Origin of the sequence: Vagococcus teuberi, assembly GCF_001870205.1 — a bacterium.
Taxonomy (GTDB): Bacteria; Bacillota; Bacilli; order Lactobacillales; family Vagococcaceae; genus Vagococcus; species Vagococcus teuberi.
This window is the reverse complement of the sequence record NZ_CP017267.1, coordinates 363,023-386,081: the sequence shown is the minus strand read 5'-3', so window position 1 is coordinate 386,081 and position 23,059 is coordinate 363,023. Positions and strand designations below refer to the sequence as shown.

Genomic DNA, 23,059 nt, shown 5'->3' with positions numbered 1-23,059 from the left:
CTGTCCAACATAACGGTTTCTACTTAGGTGAGCAAACTGACAATCCCCATCGCATTTTTATCAAATATGGTTGTTGATAATGATTGCTTAATTCTTTTAAAAAAGCCTCTAACTCACTACTTTTTAATGGCGACGTTTCAATTAGTTCGTTATAAATTTCTTTTTCTTTAGGTGTTGCAACTTTTTTAAAATAACCCCAAATGTGTTGGAATGCTACTCGTAGTGTTTTATCAGTAGGGGATACTTGTTCTAAATCTAATATCATTTGTTCGTAAATTCTTTGTTTTTCTTCTGTCCACTGATTTCCTTTAGCCATCCATCGAATGTCATTATATGCTTGCTGTGAACGAGACATTACCCAGTATTTATTCTTAGCCCATGATGACTGAAACTGGCTTAATAGCTGTTTGTTGGTTTTTTCCATTTAGTTCACCTCACATTTGCATTGGTTTTACACTCGTATTAAGGTATATTATATAAGCAAGGGTCAATTAATTAAAGAGGTGAATACTGTGGGAAAATATCAATTAGACAAAAAAGGTAAAGAAGCTGTCTCAAAATATCATGAAAAACAAACACCAAATAAAATCGACAAAAAAGCTCATCTTGCCAAATTACGTGAGAGTTATATGAAAAAGAAGAAATAAGAAAATCAAAAAGCTACTCGACTATTGAGTGGCTTTTTAAGTTATTCTATTTTTCCAGTTAAAAATTCATACATATCAGGTTCTACACGATGTTTAAGTATAAAGTCCATTTCAACTACATTCTTTAATTTATTATCAGATGTTGGCTTTTCCTTTTGTTCAATGGTATCAATAATTGGCTCCATTTCTCCTAAATAGTAGAAATCTGTTTCTTTATCATTTTGATTATATTTTCGCTTGATAAATAAATGAATAGTCCAATTTTTAAAGTCTTTCAATATTTGGACTTCAGGAGATTTAATAGTTCTAGGTGATTTAGTAAACCAACGAAACGTTTCTTCATCGATAAATTCATCTTCATAAGCCATTAGAGAGGCTTTAAAATCTTTCCCTTTGTCTAAAGTAACAAAAATAGCAAATTGGTTATTACTGTATGTGTAGCCCCCAATTCCTTGTTCATTTTGTTTGAACTCCATATTTAATACTCGTAAAACATCTTTTCGACGATACTTAGAATAAAGACATAAAGTAGATGGCATACCTTGTTTTTCTAATTTTTTCAAACCTGTCGTCACAACATCCATCACATACTTCATAAATAATGTATTTTTACGTGAGCTGTTGAAAAAATCAGTCATCGCGATTCCGTTGTTCTTTTGGTCAAACAACTGTGCTGGGCGATAATTTCTTTGTAACCCTGCTTCATAAAAAGATAAATCCAAAACTGATAAGGCAGATACTAGTATGTCCTGATTATAATCAATCGATTCTTCATCCCACAATTTGTAAATGTCTTCTGACGATAAATAAGTCTTGTTTTCCATAATCATTTTCTTTATCACAAGTAACTCATGTGGTCGTCCACCGAATAATAACTCAACAGATAAAAACTTAAGCGCTAATCGCTCTTGCTCAGTAAGTAATGGGCAATCTTCTTTCATTTTCAGTAAAAATTGATCATATGTTTTTTCTCTTTGAATAATTACTAATGGATCTAACTCACCCATCTCTTCAAAATCATATAACATTGGTATTCTATTCAACCTATTTTTTAAACGTTGATAACTTTTCCTTAGCTCGGCAAAAGAGTTTAATTTAGCCGCATCAATTGATTTAAATATTCTCTCTTTTGCAACTCGCTCAAAGTTAATCGCTGAAAGACCTGTCATATAATTAACATCTATCGTATCTCGTCTTAAATTATTCTTGTTACGTGACGAATCTCCTGATAACGCCATAGGAATCATGTAGTTATTTTGATAATTTCCAATAAAATCAATCACCGTTACAAATTCTTTTGACTCATCTTTTCTTAAGCCACGTCCTAATTGTTGAATAAAAATAATATTAGATTCTGTATTTCTAAGCATAATCACTTGATTTATTTTTGGAATATCTATTCCCTCATTAAAAATATCGACTGTAAAAATATAATGAATCTTGCCCGATTCAAGTTCTTCAATCACCTGTTCTCTTTCTTCAATTGAGTTTTCACCAGATAAGTAGCTACTCGCTATTCCTCTTTGATTGAATAGACGTGACAACTCTTTTGCCTCATCTTTTCGACTACAAAAAACTAACCCTTTAGGATTATTACCAGAACAGCCGTAATAATTAATCTTATCTATTAAAAAATCGACTCTCTCAAAATAAGTTAAATAGGTTAAATCACTTGTCTCACTGATAACTTGACCGTCTCTTTCATAATCTGTGACACCAAAATAGTGAAATGGACACAATAAGTTTTCTTCAAGTGCATCTTTCAAACGAATTTCATAAGCAATATTATAATCAAATAGTTCAAAAATATTAAATCCATCAGTTCTCTCAGGTGTCGCTGTCATACCTAACAGAAAATTTGGTTTAAAATAGTTTAGTGTTTTAATATAAGATGAGGCTCCTGCCTTATGAACTTCATCTATTAATATATAGTCAAACGCATCCGGACCTAATAATTCTTGATAGCCATCCTTTGATATGGTTTGAATTGTCGAAAATAAATATTTCGCATCTAAATCCTTTTTCTGTCCTGATAAAACACCGTAGTCTGTATCTTTTCCACCTACTACTTTTTTAAATGATTCTATTGCTTTATGTAATATTTGCTCTCTGTGAACGATGAATAGAAATCGTTTTGGTTGATAAGAAGCAACATCAAAAGCTGCTAGGTAAGTTTTTCCTGTTCCTGTTGCAGATACAACCAACCCTTTTCTTTCTCCAGACTGCCTTAGCTCTTTCAAACTATTTAGGGCTTCTTTTTGCATTCTGTTCGGGACGATATATTCACTTACTTCTTCAGTGATGATATCTTCACTTCGAGTCATTCTTTTAGGTAATGGTTGATATGTTTTCGAAAACTCAGCAATCCATTCTCGACTTAATATTGTGGCACTTTCCCATTCTTTTTCTAAATGGTCATGTATCGTTGAAATCATCTCACCATTATCATAAGAGGTAAGCTTTACGTTCCACTCATAATTCAGTTTTAAAGCTGACATCGTCAAATTAGAACTACCTATTATAAACGTTTGATGCATCTGGTGTGTAAATAAATAGCCTTTAGAATGGAAACCAGATTTATTTGATATTCTAACCTCAACATTCGGGATATTTAGTAATGAGTGAAAGACATCTGGATGGTTAAAACCTAAGTATGTTGAGGTCAGTATCCTTCCTTTAATACCTTTATCAGCTAAATCTGATAATTGGGTTTTAATAGTATTTAATCCATCTTGCGTGATAAACGCAACAGATAAAATAAATGACTGACAAGATAATAGTTCCTGTTGTAACACTGAAAGTAAGAATTCTTTTTTGTCTGTATCATTAATAATAAATTTAGGATTTAAATATTGGCTTTCAACATTTTTATCAATAAATGCTTTTTTTAACGCTTTATTTAGTAATAAATCACTCATCCACACCAACCTCCATTAGTTTTTCGACAATTGGTATATCAGCTGGTGCCCAATCTAGCTGATTTAACTTATCGAAAGATACCCACTTAGATTGCAAATGCTCTGTCAATTGTGGCTCTCCAGATTCCAAATGACAAATAAACGTACTTAAATTCACTCTACCAAAATCATAATCAAACGAAACACTCGCGAATTCCTTTTCTTCTAGTTGAACTGAAATTAATAGTTCTTCTTTTATCTCTCGTACCAATGCTTGTTCTTTAGTCTCTCTGGATTCAATTTTCCCACCTGGAAATTCCCACTTTCCAGGTAGACTTTTTTCTAACCCTCTTTGACAGCAAAATACTTTTCCCTCTTTTATAATAATTGCTCCAACAACATTTATATTCTTTTTCATTAAATCATTCCCCATTTACATCATTTATATACTCACAGGATCGCACAAAACAAATAAAGACGCAATCCTTTACTAATTATTAGACTTACTAGTTACCATCAATTCATAATACGTGGTATCATTATTTAAAAGGAATGGAGAGGTTTTTATGTCAGATAAAAAACTTTTAAAGTCAGAAAAAATCCGATTGAAGAACGATCAATTACGTGCACAAGGAGTTAACTTAGAGAAAAAATGGGGTAAAAAACTAGTAAATAATGGGTTGAATTCAAGTGCAATGGCAGGCTCTCCAGGAACAAATCCCGCAAATTTAGAAATAAAAGGATCAAAATCTTTAGAAAATGAGCATGAAAAATAAATAAAAAAATAGACTACTTAAAGCAAATTGCTTTAAGTAGTCTATTTTTTATGACTATACTCATCTAACTCTTTGAGCTTTTGAACAAACTCTTGATACAAAGAAGTCGTCCATTCTGTTTCAAAATCATCAATGTAGCCTTGCTCTTTTTCGTGTAACATTTTGTCGACTTCACTAGTGTAATAGGTGATTAACCCTTTAATATCCATGATATGCCATCCCCTATAGTCATTGCTCTCTTTTTAGATTATCTTATTTTGAACTAAAAAACAGACCAATTTTTGGATAATCAAGATGACTTTTTTGACCTTTAAATATTTTTCTATTAGAAATTAAATCGGTACCCACTACCCCAAATAGTTTCGATTGGAAATGATGTAACACCATTTTTTTCATTTTTTCTCTGATACGTTCATTTTCAACTGGAACTTGTTGTTGTGTCAATTTCGTAAGTCGTGACAAACGAGCTTTAACACGTGCGACTAGTCTGATTGGCAAAGAACAGTTGTAAAAGGTGCTAAAGGAAATGATTTAACAAAATAAAATGCAGAATTCATTGGACTAGCTAAATATGATGGCAAAACAGGTTATTACGAGTTCTTCGACATTGAAACCGGTAAAACACGCGGTGATGAAGGAACATTTTTTGTGACTAATGATGGTATCAAACGTATTTTAATTTCCACAACTCAAAACTATCAAGCTGTGGTAGAGGTAACGAAGTAACGGTTTTTGTAGAGCATGAGCCTTATTCAGGTGATCATTCACCAGCGTTTACGTTTTAGTAAAAAAACTTAGAAGTTAATCTAAAAATAATTTTTAAAATAATAATCGCTAAACTAAACAAACAACAAACCCATGAAATCAGTATTTAACCAACTGATTTCATGGGTTCTTCTATTTTAAGACGTTAGGCATATCCTTTTTATGCTCCATGGCTTCTAATAATATCATTTTACTAATGTATAATTAACAATCAGATTAGTGTCGTAGTATCCATTAAACTTATCTTAAAATTATATATTTCTTTTAAGATATTCAATTTTTCTATGGCTTTATATTCTAGTTTATCGTTCACCGAAAAATATACTTTTAATTTCGGCTCTGTTCCAGATGGTCTTAGACATACCCAACTATCATCTTCAAAAATAAATTTTAATACATTCGAACTAGGTAAATTAATAGATTCTATTAATTTTTCAGACGGTCCATATATCTGTTGCGTAAGATAATCTTCAACTCTTTCAATATTTAGCTTATTAAAATCTTGTTGTGTAGTCTTATCTCTAAACGAGGTCATAATATCATTCATTTTTTCGAGACCGTTTTTCCCTTTAAATTCATAAGTGATTAGGTCTTCTTTATAATATCCATATTCTGTATATAATTCTTCAAGCCTAGATATCAAGGTTTTATTATTTATCTTACAATGTAGTGCAACTTCTGCTAACAAAATTGCTGCTTGTATTGCATCTTTATCACGAACAAATGGCTCAACTAAATAACCATAACTTTCTTCATAACCAAATAAGAATTTTTTGCCATTTATTTCCTCAGATAATTTAATTTGTTCACCAATAAATTTAAAACCAGTCAATGTATTCTGGACTTCTATATGATAATCTTCTGCTAATTTACCACCTAAGTCTGATGTGACTATCGTTTTTGCAATAAAACTATTATTTAACTCTTGAGGTGTTTTAAATTGGATTAGATAGTCTAATAATAACAAACCAATTTGATTTCCATTTAAATAAACGGGTTGAGTGTCATTAAAAACTACAACCCCTAATCTATCAGCATCTGGATCTGTCGCTATCACAATGTCTGATTGACTATCTACAGCATAATCCAATGCCATTTTAAATGCGTTTCTATCTTCTGGATTAGGACTTTTTACGGTAAAAAAACCTGAATCTCCATCCGATTGTTCTTCAACGACACGAAGATTTAAAAAACCAAATGTTTTGTATGCTTGTGGTAGTAATACTGCTCCAGTTCCATGGAGTGGTGTATAAATCACACTTAATTCAGATCCTTTTTTTCGAACTAACTCTTTATTTTGTATAACAGATGTTAGTCTTTCAATATATATTTGATCTATTTCTTTTGAAAATAGCGTTACAGTCCCTTGTTCGATATACATATCTAATGGTTGTATATTGATAGATAATTCATCGGTAATATTTTCTAAAATTGCTAATAATTCATTTGCAACTTCCAGAGTAATTTGCCCACCTTCTTCATCATACACCTTAAATCCGTTATAATTTTTAGGATTATGACTTGCTGTAATCATTACACCAAGAAAGCTAGAAAATTTTCTAACAGAAAAAGACAGTTCTGGTGTTGGCCTCATTGAATCAGATAGATAAACGTGAATACCTTCAGATGCTAACACGCTGGCTGTTATTTCAGCAAACTCTTTTGAAAAGTGTCGGTTATCATATGAAATAGCTACGCCTTTATTCATTGTATCTTGTCCATGAGATGCTATATAGATGGCCAAACTTTTAGCTACCCTTTTAATTGTGTATTCATTAATTCGGTTGATTCCTACTCCCATCTCACCGCGCATCCCACCAGTTCCAAACTCTAAATAACGATAAAATCGATCTTCTAACTCCTTTTCATCCTTTATATTCATTAGCTCATGCCTTAATGCCTTATTTAAATTAGTATCTTCTCTCCACTGCGTTAATTTATCTTTCCAATTCATAGATTAACCTTCTTCAAGTTTTAATAATATATCACTGATTTTTAAAGTACATCCTGCTATAGACGTATCTGCCACGCCATAATACATAGTTAAAACATCACCTGATATAATCCCACCACAACCAAATACAACGTCACCAAAAAAACCATTTTGCTCATACGAAAAATCAGGTTCCATAATCGGATCTTTTGTTCTGGAAATCACTTTAGTTGGATCATCTAAATCAAGTAAAACTGCTCCCATGCAATACCTATTTTCCGGGGTCGCACCATGATAGAGTTCTAACCACCCTTTTTCAGTTTTGATAGGTACTAATCCACCTCCAATACGTCCACTATCCCACATACCTTCTCTAATACCTAGAAGATGTTCGTGGTGTCCCCAACACTCTAAATCAGGGGACGATGCAATCCATATATCATAATTCCCCATACTTTTTAGTGATGGACGATGCAAAGCATAATAAGAGCCATTTATCTTTTCAGGAAATAATAAAATATCTTTGTTCTCAGGAGCAAAGGCATTTCCTAAATCCTCAAATGTTTTAAAATCACTTGTTTTAATAATTGAATCACAGATTCCCATTGGGGACACCGATGTATAACTAATATAATAATTATCATCAATTTGTGTACATCTAGCATCTTCTACACCAAATATTTGATAGTCATTAAAAGGATATAGAAAAGCTTCTTCATCCACAGTGAAATTTATACCATCCTTACTCCTAGCAATTCTAATGTAAGATAGAGAGGTTAGATAAATACTTCTATCTGGTTGGCCTGCTGGTTTTATCATTCTAGGATCAGAATAGTCATAACGAGGATCATCTTTTCGAAACTCTATAATTTCTAATTTACCAGAATTTTTATCAATGTAAGGAGCTTTGATAATATTATCATCTTCTGAAATTGGTCGTTCAGCTACTCGCATCAATAATAAAGTCTCATCTAAATATTTAGCAACTCCCGCATTAAAAGCACCAATAACTTCGTATCCATCATGAAGTGGCTTCACATCCGATGGTGTTACTAAAGGATTGTTTTCAAATCGATTAATATTCATTTTATTACCTCTCATCTATAAAAATGGATTTTTTATTTGTAGTTTTTGTGAACCTGCATCACTAATTCCTGCATACACGATGGCATCATCATCTTGTAATAAAATCCCACCACTAAAGACCACATCATACAAATCTGGACGTTTACTTGGACCATCTAAAAAATTAGAACGTTCGGCAATAATTTTTTGATTTATCATACATCCTTGTTCTAAATCAATATTGAATGACATAGCATAATAATGACGATCTCCCTGACTATCAAAATTAGCTATATGACCTAACACACAGATATCTTCACCTATCATATGTATTTCATTCGCTCCACCCCATTCTTCATCACAAAATTGATTGGTTAATAGAGGAGCCGAATTTATTATATCAATCGTTAATTCGGATAATTGATTGATGACAGTAAATCCAATTTTCCCTCGACCACCTTTTTCACCTTGTGGTCTAGTTAATACGAGTATTTTTTTATTTGGAAGTTGGGCTAATCTCAAATCTTTCATTCCTAAAGGGCCATCAAAAAATCGTATCGCTGTTTTTTCATCTTCTAATTTATGTAAGATAGTCCGCCATTTGGCAGACCCATCTTCCTCAAAAAAGACTTCGACACCACCTAAAATGATGCTTCCATCAATGATTGTGTAAAATGGATCTTGTAAAGCTAAATCTATTCCTTCAGTTAATAGGTCATACTCTGTTTCTGCTCTTTTTTCAAAAAGACGCACATGTGATAATTCACTATCTCGCGATTCTATACGCCCTGCAATAACTTCCGTATTGTTCAAAAGAAAAGGAGCCGTTGTGTTATAAACATCTTTGTCTCCAACACCTTTAAATACAATATGTTTTGCAAGAGTTGTTGATTGCATCTCTCTATAATCTTCTAGTAAGTCTTTAACATAAATCATTAGAAAGTCCTCTTTTCAGGTAATTTAATTTGGTGAAATAATATTTTCTAAATGGAGATAGTCAGATAATATACTATCAGTAATAATATCGACCTGATTAATTTCTGAAAATTTAAATACAGATGTCGATGAAAATTTCGTATGATCCGCTAATACATAAGCTTTTTTGGAGCGTTTGATTACTTGTTCTTTGATTAATGATTCATTTGGATCCGCATTTGATAAACCAAATTCCATATCAATACCATTAGCCCCTAAAAAGCACTTATCAAAATAATACATATCTAACACACGACTAGTAACAGCCCCAATAAAAGCGTAAGTCTCTTTTTTTAATTCGCCACCAATCAGGGTAATATCTAAATCATAACCAAGTGATTCTTCAATATTCTTGTACCCATTCGTTACTATTTTTACTTTTTTTTCTGTTAGATATTTTAGCATTCTTTTATTTGTTGTTCCTGAGTCGATAAAGATAACGTCGCCATCCTCAACTAATCCTGCTGCAAAATGACTGATTCTTTCTTTTTCATCAATATATAATTCTTCCCTTTGATCCATAGGTGTTTCCCTGGACGTGTCAACCAATTGTGCCGCTCCACCATGTAATAGTGTCACTTTTTTTTCTTCTTCTAAGTGTTTTAAATCTCTTCTAACTGTTATTTCAGACACATTTAATAATTCGGCCAATGACGTGATATAAACCACGCCTTTTTGCAACTCTTCTAAAATAATTTTTTTTCTTTCAAATGGTAACATTAAATTCTTTCTCCTGTCTCTTTATCAAACAGTAAAATTCTTGATTGATTAACGGAAAAGTCAATATTATCGCCTAACTCATAATTTTGACTTGATGGCACTTTAATAGTAATTTCGTTATCATCAAATTTCGTCATTAAAATACTACTATCTCCACGCATTTCTATTAATTCAATCATACCTCGATACTGCTTTTCAGCACTTTCAACATAGATATTTTCAGTTCGAAAATCTTCTGCTCGAATCCCAACTAATATCTCTTTTCCTTCATATTCATCTAGTTTTTGATACAACGATGGATTGAGTTCAATCACCGACTGTCCTATTTGAACACTACTTTGTTGAAGCGTTCCCCCTAATATATTAATATCAGGGTCTCCGATAAATTTTGCAACAAAAAGGTTTGCAGGATTATAATAAAGTTCTTTTGGTTTACCAATTTGTTGAACCTCGCCTTTATCCATAACAACAATTTTATCTGCCATTGTCATTGCTTCTACCTGATCATGTGTTACATAGATGGTAGTAACATTTAACTGCTTATGTAATTTTAAAATTTCTATTCGCATACGATTTCGTAATTTTGCATCTAAATTAGATAATGGCTCATCCATCAAGAAGATATGTGAATTTTGAACCATTGCTCGACCTAATGCCACACGTTGTCGTTGCCCTCCTGACAATTCACTTGGATAAGCCTCTAAGTAATTTTCTAAATCTAGCATTTTAGCTACAGAAGACAGACGTTCTTTAATAACCTCTTTGCTTTCTTTTCGAAGTTTTAATCCAAATGCGATATTATCATAGTTCGTAAGATGTGGATATAAGGCATAATTTTGAAATACCATAGACATATCTCTATCTTTAGCATGAATATCATTCATTCTTTTACCATCGATTATTAAATCACCATAAGTAATATCTTCTAATCCCGAAATCATTCTCAGTAACGTTGATTTTCCGCATCCAGATGGACCAATTAGCGCAACAAATTCATTCTTTTCAATAGATAAATTAAAATCATCAATGACGAGATTTTTTTCATTGTAAACTTTATATATTTTAGATAATTCTATATAACTCATTCGTATACCCCTTCTCCTAGATAATAAGATGTCATGCTATTATCAAATGTTCTATGAATTGATTTAGCATAAATCACTCCTGTTACTATAACGAAAATAATTATTTGAGTATAATTAGTCACTAACAAGCTAGAAAACATACCCGCAAGTGCACCGAGTGGGACACTAATAAATAGTGATGTCACAATTTGTTTCATTTTTAATTTGAACTTAGATAAAATAAGTGTAGCAATCACTATAGCTAAAATAATTAATGAAACTAAAAATAATCGTTGTAGTGTACTCAAGAGGAATGCCGTTAGACTAAGATTCGTTGCCATATCCACAATGCTTCGTTGAAATGATTCATTGGTCATGCATTTATCATATTTAATCTCTGTTTTTCTATTATTCATTGCAAAAATTAATTCATCTTGATTTAAATAAATATAATCTTTTGTTGTTGGTTCATCGAAAATTCCTAACTCAAAATCTTCTTCTTTTATAAGTTGTTTGTTTGCTATCAATTGGCCATCAACTACTTGGACATCTCCAGATACTTTTCCAAAAGAGGTAAACATATTATTTAAGTGTTCATCTATTGTTTTCTTCTCTATCAATCCATATACACCAGATAGATTAATCAAACATGCAACAATGATTAACACTTTAAAGTATGTTGGTAAATTCCTTATAATTTTTTTTAATGCCTTCATCTATTTCACACCATCCTGTTTATTAGAAGGTATAAAGTATTTTTGTAATGAGAAGAATAAAATAATCATTGGAATAATTGATATCGTAGTTGCTGCCATTAATAGTGGCCAGTTAACATCAAACATTCCTTGGAACATTGCCAATCCTACTTGGATGGTAAATTTATTTGAATCATTTAAATAGATCAATGGACCTAAAAATGCATTCCATGTACCCATGAATGATGAAATAGTAATAGTTAGAATTGCCGGTATAGACATTGGGAAAAATATTTTCCATAATATTTTCCAATTACTTGCACCATTGATATACGCTGCTTCTGCAAAATCTTTTGGTATAGTTCTAAAGTATTGTGTCATAAAGAATATATGTACAGCTTGTCCTCCTATAGCGGGTAACACTAGTGGAACATAAGTATTAATTAATGTAATTCCTAAAAACTCTCCAATTTTTACCCAGAAAATATAACCTGGTACAATCGTAATTTCTCCAGGGATCATAATAGTTAATAATAGAAACATAAATAATGATCTTTTAAATTTAAAATTAAATCTAGAAAAACCGTATGCCACAATGACAGATACAATAACCTCGAAAAATGTAACGGCTACCGTAAATCCAACTGTATTCATGATATACCTAAAGAATGGAACAGCCTTAAATACATCTGCATAATTTTGAATTTTTACTGGATTAGGAATCCATTGCGGTGGAATCGTAAATACGTTATTCGACGTTTTTAAAGATGTTGATACCATCCAAAAAAAAGGAAGAATCATTGAGATAGCAACAATAATTAATAATGTATGCTTAATGATTGAAAATATTACTTTCTTTAACGGCTTTTGTTTCGCTCGTTCTTTAACTAATTGGGCAACAAACTCTTCTTTTGTTTGATTCGGTAGTTTTCTTATTTCCATATATAAAACCTACTTCTCTTCATTATTTTGACTATATTGCCAGAAATCAGTAAACTTGAATACTACTAATGTGATGGATAATACAATTAGTAGGAAAATCCAAGACATTGCTGATGCGTATCCCATCTTAAAGTATTTAAATGCAGTATCATAAATTTGAAGCAAAATAAATTGCCCTTGATTTCCTGCTCCACCTAAAATGTAAGCATCATTAAATTTCTTGAACGCCCCAATAATCCCCATAATTAGGTTATAATACAGAATTGATCGAACATAAGGTATTGTGATTAAAAAAATACGTTTAAAATAATTTGCTCCTTGGATTTCTGCTGCTTCATGCAAATCTTTTGGTACTTCATTGATTGAAACAAGATAGGTTAACATCCCAGCTCCAGCTCCCCAAAGACTCATGATGATATAAGATGGAAGCACCCAATTAGGATCAGTCAACCATCCTGGACCTGTAATCCCTACTAATGCTAATAAGTTATTGATTAGTCCATTTTTAGGGTCAAAAATCCAACGCCAGATAATCCCTACAGCAACACCAGATACAACAGCTGGCAAATAATAAATCGTACGATACAAATTTAATCCCTTTGTTTTTGACGACATGATTAACGCTACTGTAAACGATGCTGCCATTCCCAGTGGAACAGCAACAATCGCATACTTAACAGTGACTATTAATGAATTAAAAAAGGCTTCATCTTGAAAAATATCTTTAAAGTTTTGTAAACCAATAAATTGTGGTTTACCAATAACTGGCCAATTAGTAAAACTCATATAAATAGATAGTAGCATTGGAACCAAAGAAAATAGAAAATACGAAATGAACCATGGAGCAACAAAAAAATATCCGGGACTTAACTTTTTCTTCTTTTTAACTTTGTTAAGTTCTACAACTTTTTCTTCTCTTGTAAGACGTTTTAAATTATCCATATGTTCCACCTTTTCGTTTTTGGAAACTATTTAGTCCCTAAAATCTTTTCAAATGCTTTCTGTGTTTCATTTGCTACTTTAGGTACATCTAAGTTTCCTTTACCATTATTATTACTTAAGATAGGTTGATCTAGTAATTCCCATTGTTTACCACCTAACTCATTTTGTTGAGGTAAATTATTAAAACCTCTTGAAATCTCCATGGATTCCTTAATAGTATTCATCGCATAAGCTTTAGCTGGGTTGATGTCAGCGATTTTATCGGCTTTTGATTTTACTGGTGCAGGCACTTTCCAATCAAACATGGCGTTTGTTATGTCAAGCAATGCCTCAAACGCAACATCCTTATGTTTTGTTTGACTTGAAATAAGAGTTGAAGCAGTCCAGTTAAATGTTTTTTGAGCTTTAAGACCTGCCGGCATTATAGCCATACCAACTTCAAACTTATCACCAGCTTCTTTAACCTTCTTCTCAACATCATCATTAGCTCCACCGACCATCATCCCAATTTTTCCAGTAACAAATCCTTGTTCGACACCTAGTGAATTTGCTTCTTCATATGGCATTGTCATCTGTGAATCTGATGTTAAATGATAATATTGTTCTAATCCTTTAATTGTTCCTTCAGAGTTAACTTCTGGAACGCCTTTAGTACTAACAAAATCACTGTCATTATCCCAAGCAAATACTGCCGATGGTAAGCTACCTGTGTTAGCAAATCCATAAACACCCTCATCTTTTTTAGTTAGTTTTTTAGCAATATCACCAAAGTCATCCCACGTCCATTTTTCAGTCGGTTCTGCAATATTATTATCTTTGAGCATATTTTTATTGTAATAAACAACATAAGGTTGACCGATCCATGGTAATCCATATGTCTTATCATTCCAAATCGCGGTATCAAGAGACCCTTTATAATAGTCACTCATATCAATTTTATTTTGATCTTTTAGTTGTTCTGAAATATCCATTACAGCACCATTTTCAGCATATGCTGGAATATATTCTTGAGCTAACCACATTAAATCAGGTGCTGTATTTCCTGCTATCATTGTTTGTACCTTTGTATAATAATCTTGTGGAATAACAACTTGCTTTATTTCATAATCCGGTGATTTCTTATTTAAGTCATCTAAAATTTTATCAAACTCTTTACTTTCCGTTTCATTTGCCCATGTGGCAATTTGAAGTTCTATTTTTCCATCTTTTGTGTCTTCTGCTGATTTCCCACCACATGCTACTAATAGACCTAATGACAGTACTCCCATTGTTAGTAAAGATACGACTTTTCTTTTTTTCATGTCTTAATCCCCTTTTGAATTATCATTTATTATCTAAAATTATACTTTTTTTATCTTTTATTATCAAGCGTTTTCTTGTATTTTTTTTTATTTTTTTAAAAACTTATTAAACAATATACCGATTAATTTTCATTTGAATATGTATTCATATCAATTTTTATCATATAAAAACAAAAAAATGATACTCAATATCATTTTTGAGTATTAAAAAAGGCCTCAAAATATATATCAGCTAAACATTTTGATGAAAACTAACTCTATTGCCTCAATAAAAAACCAACAAAATCAGTTGATATAGCTTTTAATAAGAGATTAGATAAATATATTCTTGATAAACAACCTTATAAAAATAAAACAACTAAAAAAGGTGATAAATCTGAGTTTAATCTCAAATTTATCACCTTCTTATGAAATTTTTACCACAATTTATCAAATAAGCTCTTTTTCAATAAAATCAGATAATATTCGTCAAATTTAGTTAGCTCATTAAAATACTTAGCCTATATTAACAACTGATTATCACTTTTACAAGAAATCACCTATTAACAGATCTTGCAAAACGTGAAACAGTATGACGCTCCCCACGAATAGTATCAGATAACTCTTTTATATTCTTTATACCCACTAGTCCCATATTAGCATCCCCAATATGTTGGATATCAATACCTAATATTTTATTTCTCAAACCAATTTCTCTGATAGTCTGCGGATTAGCACTCTCTTGAGAAGTACCAATAGCACTCATCACTAAACGATTATTCTTATGAGCCGTATCAACTGCTTCTTTGACCATTTCTTCTGTAATTCCCCAAACTGTTCCCACAGCTGGAACAAGAATAATATCCGCACCTGCATCAATAAACTCTTGTGTGGAATCCTTACTTACTACAGGCTCATCTACCCCCGCACTATGCATTTTACCAGCAATTATAACACCATTAAAATAGTTTTTTGCCAGTTTAATATTTTGTGCAATCAACTCATTTGTTACACCTGTCCCTGGATTTCCTGTTAACAATATAAAATCAAAGCCTAATTGATTAGCTAATTCAAAAGTATCTTTAGAAGCCTGTCTCCCCAAAGAAATATTTAATTTATTAGAAAACATTTTTGCGGAAGGATCTACAGGTTCAAGATTAACACCGATTGGTAGCCCTATCAGTTTCTTTAAATCGTGAATTATATCTGACGGTTGATGATTTTCTGTATGATGATACAACCCTTTAATTTCTGGAGACAACAAATCAAAACAATTCAATAAAATCATATCTGCTCCATAAGATCTTGCAATTTCACTAGTTGTGATATCTTTAATCAAAGGCTCTTCTATAACCACATTTTCACTTAAAATAACTCGACCTTCACTTGCTTTGATACTTTGAATTAAATCTTCTTTACTAAATGCTTTAATATCACTTGCATTAGCACTTATTAGTCTTTTAACCATCATCTACCTCCAATTACTTAGTCTCTGCGTAACAAACACTATAAAGGTCAATTATTTCTTTTGCTAAATCAATAAATGATATGCTTGTCATTAAATGATCTTGTGCATGAACAAGTAATAATGTTACTTCCACATTATTCCCTGAGGCCTCTTGTGTTAATAAAGCGGTTTGTGCTCCATGAGCATCTACAATATTTTTTTCTGCTGATTCAATTTTTTGTCTTGCCTCATCAAAATGTTTCTGTTTAGCTTCTTGTATTGCCTCCATTGCATCACTTTTTGCATTACCTGATTTAACAATCAAACTCATAATTGTTGTTAATAATTCTTCTTTAGTTTCTCCCAAAATATCCCATCCTTCTCTTATAATTTACAGAGCATCAAAATCGAAATCTTCAAAGTTAATGTCATCTTCTAATTCTTCTGCATAATTTTTTTCTTCCTCAAGGTATTGGCGATCCATCATTTTAACAAATGGATAATAAATGACCATGCCTAGTAACAATAGTAAAACTTGTAATACTGCTCCTTGCCAACCACTTACTAAGAAACCTGAAAACACTATTGGTGTTGTCCAAGGTAATTGAATTCCATTAGTAAATGGAACTAATCCCCAGCTCATCGCAAAGTAAGCAATAATTATATTAATTGTTGGAACTAACACAAATGGAACCAAAATAATAGGATTTAATACAATAGGTAAACCAAAAATAATCGGCTCATTAATTCCGAAGAAACTTGGAACTATTGATAATTGTGATAATTTTTTGATACGTTGACTCTTACAAAATAAAACCATGACAATAACTAGAGATAATGTGGATCCAGCTCCACCAAATGTCGCAAACATATCTTGAAATTGCCCTGTGATAATATTTGGAATTTCCGTATGTGCCTTATAAGCTTCTAAATTTTCCATTGATAACGCTCTTAATACTGGGTTAAAAACCGCTCCAACTACACTACTTCCATTAATTCCAAAGAACCAAAAGAAATGTAAGAAAATATACGCAACTATCATTGCACCTAGTGTATTTCCTAAAGATAATAATGGCATTTGTAATAGATTAAAAATGATATCTTGTAAACTTCCATAAGATGTTAACGTTGCTAACCAATCAATGACAAAAAACACAAAAATAATCACAAAGCTTGGTATCAATGCTTCAAATGATTTAGACACGGTTGGTGGTACACTATCTGGCATTTTAATTTTCCAACCTTTTCTAACGACCCAAACAAATAACCTAGTTGCAACTAATGCTGTAATCATTCCTAAGAATAAACCACTGGAACCCATCCATTTTAGTGGTAAGCTAGTAACTTCATACACAGTTTCTGTGTTTTCAGGAGTAAAAAATGTGGTATAAGGCGTCACTATAAAGAATGCTACTAACGAAATAATTGCCGCTTGCATCGCATCCTCATCAAACTGTCTAGCTAAACTATACGCAATCCCCGCTACTGCTAAAATAGTCATAATATCAAAACTAGCACTAGCAGGGACCATCATATGACTTGCCCATTCTTTCCCTAGTAGCGTACTCATCCATGTATCCCATTGATTCAGTGGAAAATTAGCAATTAATAAAAAGAACGACCCTACAATTAATACAGGAGTAGATAATAAAAAACCATCTCGTATAGCAATTAAATATTTATTCTCACCAATTTTTTTTGCCATTGGTGACAATACTCTCTCTAAACTATTTAGAAACTTTTTCATCCCTCTCACCTACTTCTTTTTATTATTTTTTGCTAATTTTAACGCTTCTTTTAAAGCTTTTTCTCCGTCCATTGCTCCATATATCTCTGAATCAATTACCATAACTGGAATACCTTGTGGCTCATATTCTTCTTTTGTTTTATTAAATAAAAAACGTACTTGTGGTCCTAAAAGAACTGCAATTGGTCTTTCTTTTTCGACAATTTCTTTAATTCTAGCAACTGGATAAGCCGTAATATCTAAAGGTAGATTATGCTTCTTCACTACTTCCATCATTTTATTAACCATAATACTAGTAGACATCCCTGCATCACAAAATAAATATATTTTTTTTGTACTCATTGTTTATTCTCCATTCTTTATTTAGTCTATTGGTGCCTTAATCCTTTTTTCATATGCATCTAGCCATTCTTGCGTAATTGGCTCGATAATTGTTGTATGGTTTTCACCCATATTTGCTATGTATATAGCTGCTTTATTTTGATCATTCCCAACCGAAAAAGTAAACTCAACATTAGTAGCAACTCCCCAATCGCCTTTATTGTTCATTGCAACTAAAGACATCGCTCCACATTTTCCGTATTTTTTGGTTAATTTATCATGAAATGAATACACTGCTTCATCACATGCTTCTTGTGGTGTCATTCCTCCATCCATTTTACGAACAATTTCGTATGAAAGAATTCCTTTCATTAAATCTTCACCTAGTCCTGTTGCAGCAGCTCCACCAATATCACTGTCCACATAAAATCCTGAACCAGATAGTGGGGAATCTCCGACCCGTCCAGGTTTTTTCATAAAAAGTCCAGAGCTTGATGTACCAGCACTCATGCTACCTTTTTTATCTAAGCTGATAGCACCAATCGTATCATGACCATCATAGGGACTAAGCGAGTGTTTCGCCATATCATCTAAGCGTTTTTTCCATAGTTTTCTCGCCCGTTCAGTCAACATATTTTTTCGTTCAAATCCATTTGTCATGGCGTACTTTGTTGCACCTTGACCAACTAAGAAGCTATTAAATTTTTCATGACTTAATTTTCTTGCCACAGAAATCGGATGACACACATCTGTAATCCCTGCTACAGCTCCAATTTGGAACGTATCGCCATCCATAAAGGCTGCATCCATTTCTAGAATCCCTTCAATATTTGGTAAGCCTCCATAACCAACGGACTTGTAATAAGGATAGTCCTCAACATGTTTAATAATCATCTCAATTGCATCATTCGATGTACCTTCATTTTTCAGTAACTCTAAAGAAGACTCAATACCATCATGAGACATTCGCCATGTTGCAATACTACCAAAATTCATTTAATCACCTCTTTATAATATTATAACGCTTTCATTATACAATAGTATATACCATAATGTCTATACTGATTGCGACGTTATTTTTAATCGCATGCTAAAGCTAAAATTGCTTCCATATATATTTCCATGTTCAATAATAAATCTTTTTCGTCCATATATTCATCACTATTATGAGCTATCCCTTTTTGACCTGGAAATGAAGGCCCAAAAGCAACAGTATTCGGGAAAAAACGTGCATATGTTGCACCAGTTGTTGTCACTGGAGTGCCGTCTAAACCGGTTATTTTTTCATAGACTGCACTTAATTTTTTTACATTTGTATCATCTTTTGGGAAACTTGTACTCTTTAATTGTCGAATAATTTTAATTTCACTTTCTTTAGGCACAACTTTATGCAATTGTTCTGTTACCTCTTCTTCTTTCGTTGAAACTGGATATCGAATAGCAATACTCAACTGAATTGTATTTTGCTCAACCTTCAACTCATAGGGTGTCAAAATTAATTTCCCACTATCCTCGTCCTCAAAATCTAAACCAATTCCTTCACCATAATGTTTCTTTGAAAAACTCTCTTCGACCCATAAAAAATAACGGCGCAATTGATCTGACATTTCTTTGTTACTAGACAGTTTTGTAGCTAGTATTGTAATGGCATTTTCACCTAATTCTGGTGCATTTGATGGCGAACGTTTACCTAAAACGTGATATGACTCTCCTTGAAATATTGCTGTTAATTCATCCGGCACATGCACACTAGACTGATCTCCCTGAATCGTTAAATTTTGTAGTTCACTTGCATCAAAATGCGTAGAGATAGTATAATTTACAATTCCTCTTTCTCCATAAACAACTGGGTATTTACAATCTGGTGTAAATGCAAAGATAGGAGCTATTTCTTCTGCTAAATACAAAGGCAAATCTGAACTGCCACTTTCCTCATCTGTTCCAAAAATTATTCTAATGGGTTTGATTGGCTTAATCCCCATATCTTTCAATAATTTCAATCCAAACAAACATGACATAATCGGTCCCTTATTATCTAAGACTCCTCTTCCATAGAACTTTTCATCTTTTTTACTCAATTTAAACGGCGGAAATGACCATCCATCACCTGCTGGAACAACATCTAGATGTCCCACTATCCCAATATGATCATCACCTTCTCCAAATTGAGCATAGCCTACAGCATCATTCACAATATTTGTTTTAAAGCCATAGTCTGAAGCTATCTTCATCACTTGTTCCAACGCTTGTTTTGGACCTATTCCAAAAGGGGCATTACCCAAAGGGGCTCTCTTTACACTCTCAATTTGCATCACTTTATCTAAATCTTTGTAAAATTCTTCTTTATTTTTCTCTATTAAATGTTTTATATTTACTGTCATCAGTCTTCTCCTTAATTATTTCCTCTTACTAAAGTATTTTTGAAAGTATATCTATCCGCTCTATAATATGAAATATCGTATAATATCGGAGTCGCATTAATAGCAAACGTTATTGAATTTACTAAAAGTAATGGATCTCCCACTGGAACATTTAACAACTCGGACATCTCTTCATTAACCAAAATCGCTTCTACTTCTTGATGAGAATAGGCAATTTCTACTTTCGATTCAATCAATTTAAACAATGATTGATTAAAGTCTTCTTTTGATAACCCATCTACATATTTTTCACTTAAATAAATTTTTTCAACCGTCATCGGTTCATTATCTAAGATTCTACATCTTACTAATTCATACACTGTATCAGATTCGCTTAACTCCAATTGAGTCATTATTTTATCATCTAACTGTTTAAGTTTTTCAAAAGAAATAACTTTAGTATCACTCGTTTTTCCATACGCTTTTGCAGCTTCAGTAAATCCCTGCAACCCATCACGACCGCTTTGAATTTTTTGTTGTGACATAACATAGCTACCTTTACCACGTTTTTTTACGATAATATTTTTTTTAATCAACAAATCGATCGCTTTTCGAATTGTTAATCTACTACACTCAAATTCTGTTGATAAATCATACTCAGATGGCAATTTTTGAGAGCTTACATAGATACCTTCTTTAATCCGTCTTTCTATTTCTTGTGCAACACTAACATATACTGTCTCCGTATTTTTTTTCTCTTTCACAAAAATCAAACTCCTACTTTTTTATTTTTTTCCCATTCTTTTTTTATTTCTTCTGACAAACGTATAATTCGCTTACCAACTTCTTCATATGACTCAGTTTTCAAATTGGCCAATGAAATTCTAACAGACCATTCATCACTACCAAAGTCATCTGTTTTTAATAACAACAATTTTTCTTTTTCGGCTAATCTTGTTAAAACTTTGGTAATTGTCCATTCAGATTGTAAATATCTCGAAAAATCTAGGCCATATCTTGATTCTACCCAATCTTTAAAATTAAACTCAAAATAATACGCTGTATTTAAAGGCTCTACCTCTTCTTTGATACCTAAAGAATGAAATAATCGTTCTTCTCTTTCATGACATAAATTCATTACAGATGTCTTATAATCATCTTTAGTATCTAATAAAGAGTATAAGCTAAATAGAGTCATCATAACTTGTTGAACAGAAGATAATCCTGCGGCGTGATTTAAAGCAATATCTCGACTATCCGCTACCATCCGATCGATAAAACGAATACTGTCACCTTTTTGATTGAGTGATTGATATCTTAATTTTAATTGTAGTTCTTGCTCTAATGGTAAATCGCTAATTAATTTATCAAATATATTGTCTTGTGCTACAGCAACCGTTCCCACACGCCAACCTGTCGCACCAAAATATTTCGAATACGAATAAATACAAGCTGAATTATACGGTAATTCTACGAATAATGAATTAAAATCTGATACAAATGTACCATAAACATCATCCGTTAGAATCATCAAATTTGGATTATCTGTTTCTACAATCTCTTTTATTTGATGAATGGTTGATTGACTCATGGAATTAGCTGTAGGATTGCTAGGATTAACTATAAACACGGCTTTGACATCTTTATCTTTTAATTTATCAATTTCATGAGTTGGATATTGATAAATTAAATTTCCATCACAAATAGATTGCTCCGCATTAATTTTTAGTACATTAAAATTATATTGTGGTAATTCAGGTATTTCCAAATATGGGGCAAAGCTAGGGACTAATAAAGCAATTTTATCTCCTTTCTTTAAAATAAAATTGTTAACTAAAGTATCAAATAAGTAACAAATTCCTGCGGTACCTCCTTCTACTGTAAATATATCAAATGACGTATCAGATCCAGAAAATAATTCATATTTTAGATAATTTTTTATTGGAGATTCACACGCATCTAAGCATCGAACCGGATTAGGATAATTATCACCTATGGTATAGTCTAACATTTTATCTAACCACTCATGTTGATTCATACCAAAATAAACTACGCCATCTGTTAAAACTTGCTGTAAAAAGAATGATCCTCTACCTGAATTTTTTTCCAAAAACATTTGAAATCTTTTATATCTAGTTAAATCCTCTTCCATCATTCCACGTATCAAAGAGTGGTGCATATCTGTTGTTTCCATTAAAGCAAATTGACTCAGTAGTATGAACGCTTCTCTTGGAATAGGTGCTGTCCAATTAGGATTACCTCGACCAGCATTTAATGATTTTCTTTCTGTCTGTATTTTTTTCTCCAATAATAAATTTAACTCAAACGAACTCAAATCCTCTAACATTTTTGTTCCCTCTTCTCTATATAGTATATACTATATAGAATATACTATTATTGATAACGTTTTACAAATGTTTTCTTTTATAGCTTTTTTCTAAAAACTCTTGGCAAAAGACCATAAAAAAATCGCATCAATAGAA

The 23,059-nt window shown here is 32.1% G+C and carries 23 protein-coding genes and 2 pseudogenes; 3 read left to right on the top strand and 22 right to left on the bottom strand.

Going from position 1 to position 23,059, the window contains the following annotated elements; translation table 11 throughout:
- Positions 1-19 precede the first annotated feature (19 nt).
- A complete protein-coding gene (locus BHY08_RS01825; protein ID WP_071456242.1) occupies positions 20-424 on the bottom strand; it encodes a DUF1722 domain-containing protein in 405 nt (134 codons plus the stop codon).
- A gap of 88 nt (positions 425-512) precedes the next feature.
- Between BHY08_RS01825 and BHY08_RS11320 the strand changes: the two genes are divergently transcribed.
- A complete protein-coding gene (locus BHY08_RS11320; RefSeq protein WP_269844050.1) occupies positions 513-647 on the top strand; it encodes a hypothetical protein in 135 nt (44 codons plus the stop codon).
- A 41-nt stretch (positions 648-688) separates the two neighbouring features.
- On the opposite strand, the gene BHY08_RS01820 is transcribed toward BHY08_RS11320, so the two are convergent.
- Positions 689-3,565 carry a DEAD/DEAH box helicase gene (locus BHY08_RS01820; protein WP_071456241.1) on the bottom strand — a complete coding sequence of 959 codons (2,877 nt, stop codon included), beginning with the start codon at positions 3,563-3,565 and terminating at the stop codon, positions 689-691.
- Positions 3,558-3,962, bottom strand: a complete 405-nt coding sequence (locus BHY08_RS01815) for a (deoxy)nucleoside triphosphate pyrophosphohydrolase (RefSeq protein WP_071456240.1) — start codon at positions 3,960-3,962, stop codon at positions 3,558-3,560. Before BHY08_RS01815 ends, BHY08_RS01820 begins: the two co-directional genes overlap by 8 nt.
- Positions 3,963-4,110: 148 nt before the next feature.
- Here BHY08_RS01815 and BHY08_RS01810 point away from each other — a divergent pair, with 148 nt between their 5' ends.
- Positions 4,111-4,320, top strand: a complete 210-nt coding sequence (locus BHY08_RS01810; protein ID WP_071456239.1) for a hypothetical protein — start codon at positions 4,111-4,113, stop codon at positions 4,318-4,320.
- 41 nt (positions 4,321-4,361) lie between these two features.
- Here BHY08_RS01810 and BHY08_RS10890 read toward each other — a convergent pair whose 3' ends face one another.
- Both BHY08_RS10890 and BHY08_RS11390 read right to left on the bottom strand, forming a co-directional pair.
- Complete coding sequence (locus BHY08_RS10890) at positions 4,362-4,529, bottom strand: hypothetical protein (RefSeq protein ID WP_157093618.1); 168 nt, start codon at positions 4,527-4,529, stop codon at positions 4,362-4,364.
- Between the two features lie 116 nt (positions 4,530-4,645).
- Positions 4,646-4,749 (bottom strand): annotated as a pseudogene (locus BHY08_RS11390) (response regulator transcription factor); the annotation flags it as partial.
- Positions 4,750-4,806: 57 nt separating this feature from the next.
- On the opposite strand from BHY08_RS11390, the pseudogene BHY08_RS10655 reads away from it, so the two are divergent.
- Positions 4,807-5,043: pseudogene (locus BHY08_RS10655) on the top strand (DUF4822 domain-containing protein); the annotation flags it as partial.
- Between the two features lie 253 nt (positions 5,044-5,296).
- On the opposite strand, the gene BHY08_RS01800 reads toward BHY08_RS10655, so the two are convergent.
- The 17 genes from BHY08_RS01800 to aspD form a co-directional block, all read right to left on the bottom strand.
- Positions 5,297-7,039, bottom strand: a complete 1,743-nt coding sequence (locus BHY08_RS01800; protein WP_071456237.1) for a phospho-sugar mutase — start codon at positions 7,037-7,039, stop codon at positions 5,297-5,299.
- 3 nt (positions 7,040-7,042) lie between these two features.
- Entirely contained in the window at positions 7,043-8,104 is a 1,062-nt protein-coding gene (locus BHY08_RS01795) for a BtaManbiosPhlase (RefSeq protein ID WP_071456236.1), read from the bottom strand.
- 15 nt (positions 8,105-8,119) lie between these two features.
- Positions 8,120-9,019, bottom strand: a complete 900-nt coding sequence (locus tag BHY08_RS01790) for a DUF1861 family protein (RefSeq protein ID WP_071456235.1) — start codon at positions 9,017-9,019, stop codon at positions 8,120-8,122.
- Between the two features lie 24 nt (positions 9,020-9,043).
- Entirely contained in the window at positions 9,044-9,778 is a 735-nt protein-coding gene (locus BHY08_RS01785) for a DeoR/GlpR family DNA-binding transcription regulator (RefSeq protein ID WP_071456234.1), read from the bottom strand.
- On the bottom strand, positions 9,778-10,863 hold the full coding sequence (locus BHY08_RS01780) for an ABC transporter ATP-binding protein (RefSeq protein ID WP_071456233.1): 1,086 nt from the start codon (positions 10,861-10,863) through the stop codon (positions 9,778-9,780). Before BHY08_RS01780 ends, BHY08_RS01785 begins: the two co-directional genes overlap by 1 nt.
- The gene (locus BHY08_RS01775) at positions 10,860-11,558 is read right to left on the bottom strand and encodes a hypothetical protein (RefSeq protein ID WP_071456232.1); all 699 of its coding nucleotides are present in this window, start codon (positions 11,556-11,558) and stop codon (positions 10,860-10,862) included. The genes BHY08_RS01780 and BHY08_RS01775 overlap by 4 nt, the downstream gene beginning before the upstream one ends.
- The gene (locus BHY08_RS01770) at positions 11,559-12,479 is read right to left on the bottom strand and encodes a carbohydrate ABC transporter permease (RefSeq protein WP_071456231.1); all 921 of its coding nucleotides are present in this window, start codon (positions 12,477-12,479) and stop codon (positions 11,559-11,561) included. It lies immediately after the preceding gene.
- Between the two features lie 9 nt (positions 12,480-12,488).
- Positions 12,489-13,421 (bottom strand): carbohydrate ABC transporter permease, encoded by a 933-nt coding sequence (locus tag BHY08_RS01765; protein ID WP_071456230.1) that lies wholly within the window; start codon positions 13,419-13,421, stop codon positions 12,489-12,491.
- A 26-nt stretch (positions 13,422-13,447) separates the two neighbouring features.
- Positions 13,448-14,722 (bottom strand): ABC transporter substrate-binding protein, encoded by a 1,275-nt coding sequence (locus BHY08_RS01760; RefSeq protein ID WP_071456229.1) that lies wholly within the window; start codon positions 14,720-14,722, stop codon positions 13,448-13,450.
- Positions 14,723-15,257: 535 nt separating this feature from the next.
- Positions 15,258-16,169, bottom strand: a complete 912-nt coding sequence (locus tag BHY08_RS01755; RefSeq protein WP_071456228.1) for a DUF7916 family protein — start codon at positions 16,167-16,169, stop codon at positions 15,258-15,260.
- Positions 16,170-16,182: 13 nt separating this feature from the next.
- The gene (locus BHY08_RS01750) at positions 16,183-16,479 is read right to left on the bottom strand and encodes a PTS sugar transporter subunit IIA (protein ID WP_071457806.1); all 297 of its coding nucleotides are present in this window, start codon (positions 16,477-16,479) and stop codon (positions 16,183-16,185) included.
- Between the two features lie 60 nt (positions 16,480-16,539).
- Positions 16,540-17,895 (bottom strand): PTS cellobiose transporter subunit IIC, encoded by a 1,356-nt coding sequence (gene celB, locus BHY08_RS01745; RefSeq protein ID WP_071456227.1) that lies wholly within the window; start codon positions 17,893-17,895, stop codon positions 16,540-16,542.
- A gap of 9 nt (positions 17,896-17,904) precedes the next feature.
- Positions 17,905-18,237, bottom strand: a complete 333-nt coding sequence (locus BHY08_RS01740; protein ID WP_071456226.1) for a PTS sugar transporter subunit IIB — start codon at positions 18,235-18,237, stop codon at positions 17,905-17,907.
- 21 nt (positions 18,238-18,258) lie between these two features.
- The gene (locus BHY08_RS01735; RefSeq protein ID WP_071456225.1) at positions 18,259-19,212 is read right to left on the bottom strand and encodes a glycosylasparaginase; all 954 of its coding nucleotides are present in this window, start codon (positions 19,210-19,212) and stop codon (positions 18,259-18,261) included.
- 83 nt (positions 19,213-19,295) lie between these two features.
- Positions 19,296-20,597, bottom strand: coding sequence for a Sapep family Mn(2+)-dependent dipeptidase (locus BHY08_RS01730; protein WP_071456224.1), 1,302 nt, complete (start codon positions 20,595-20,597; stop codon positions 19,296-19,298).
- Positions 20,598-20,608: 11 nt separating this feature from the next.
- Positions 20,609-21,340 carry a GntR family transcriptional regulator, LSA1692 subfamily gene (locus tag BHY08_RS01725; protein WP_071456223.1) on the bottom strand — a complete coding sequence of 244 codons (732 nt, stop codon included), beginning with the start codon at positions 21,338-21,340 and terminating at the stop codon, positions 20,609-20,611.
- Positions 21,341-21,345: 5 nt separating this feature from the next.
- Positions 21,346-22,923: an aspartate 4-decarboxylase gene (gene aspD, locus BHY08_RS01720; protein ID WP_071456222.1), complete on the bottom strand. Its 1,578-nt coding sequence runs from the start codon at positions 22,921-22,923 to the stop codon at positions 21,346-21,348.
- Positions 22,924-23,059 lie beyond the last annotated feature (136 nt).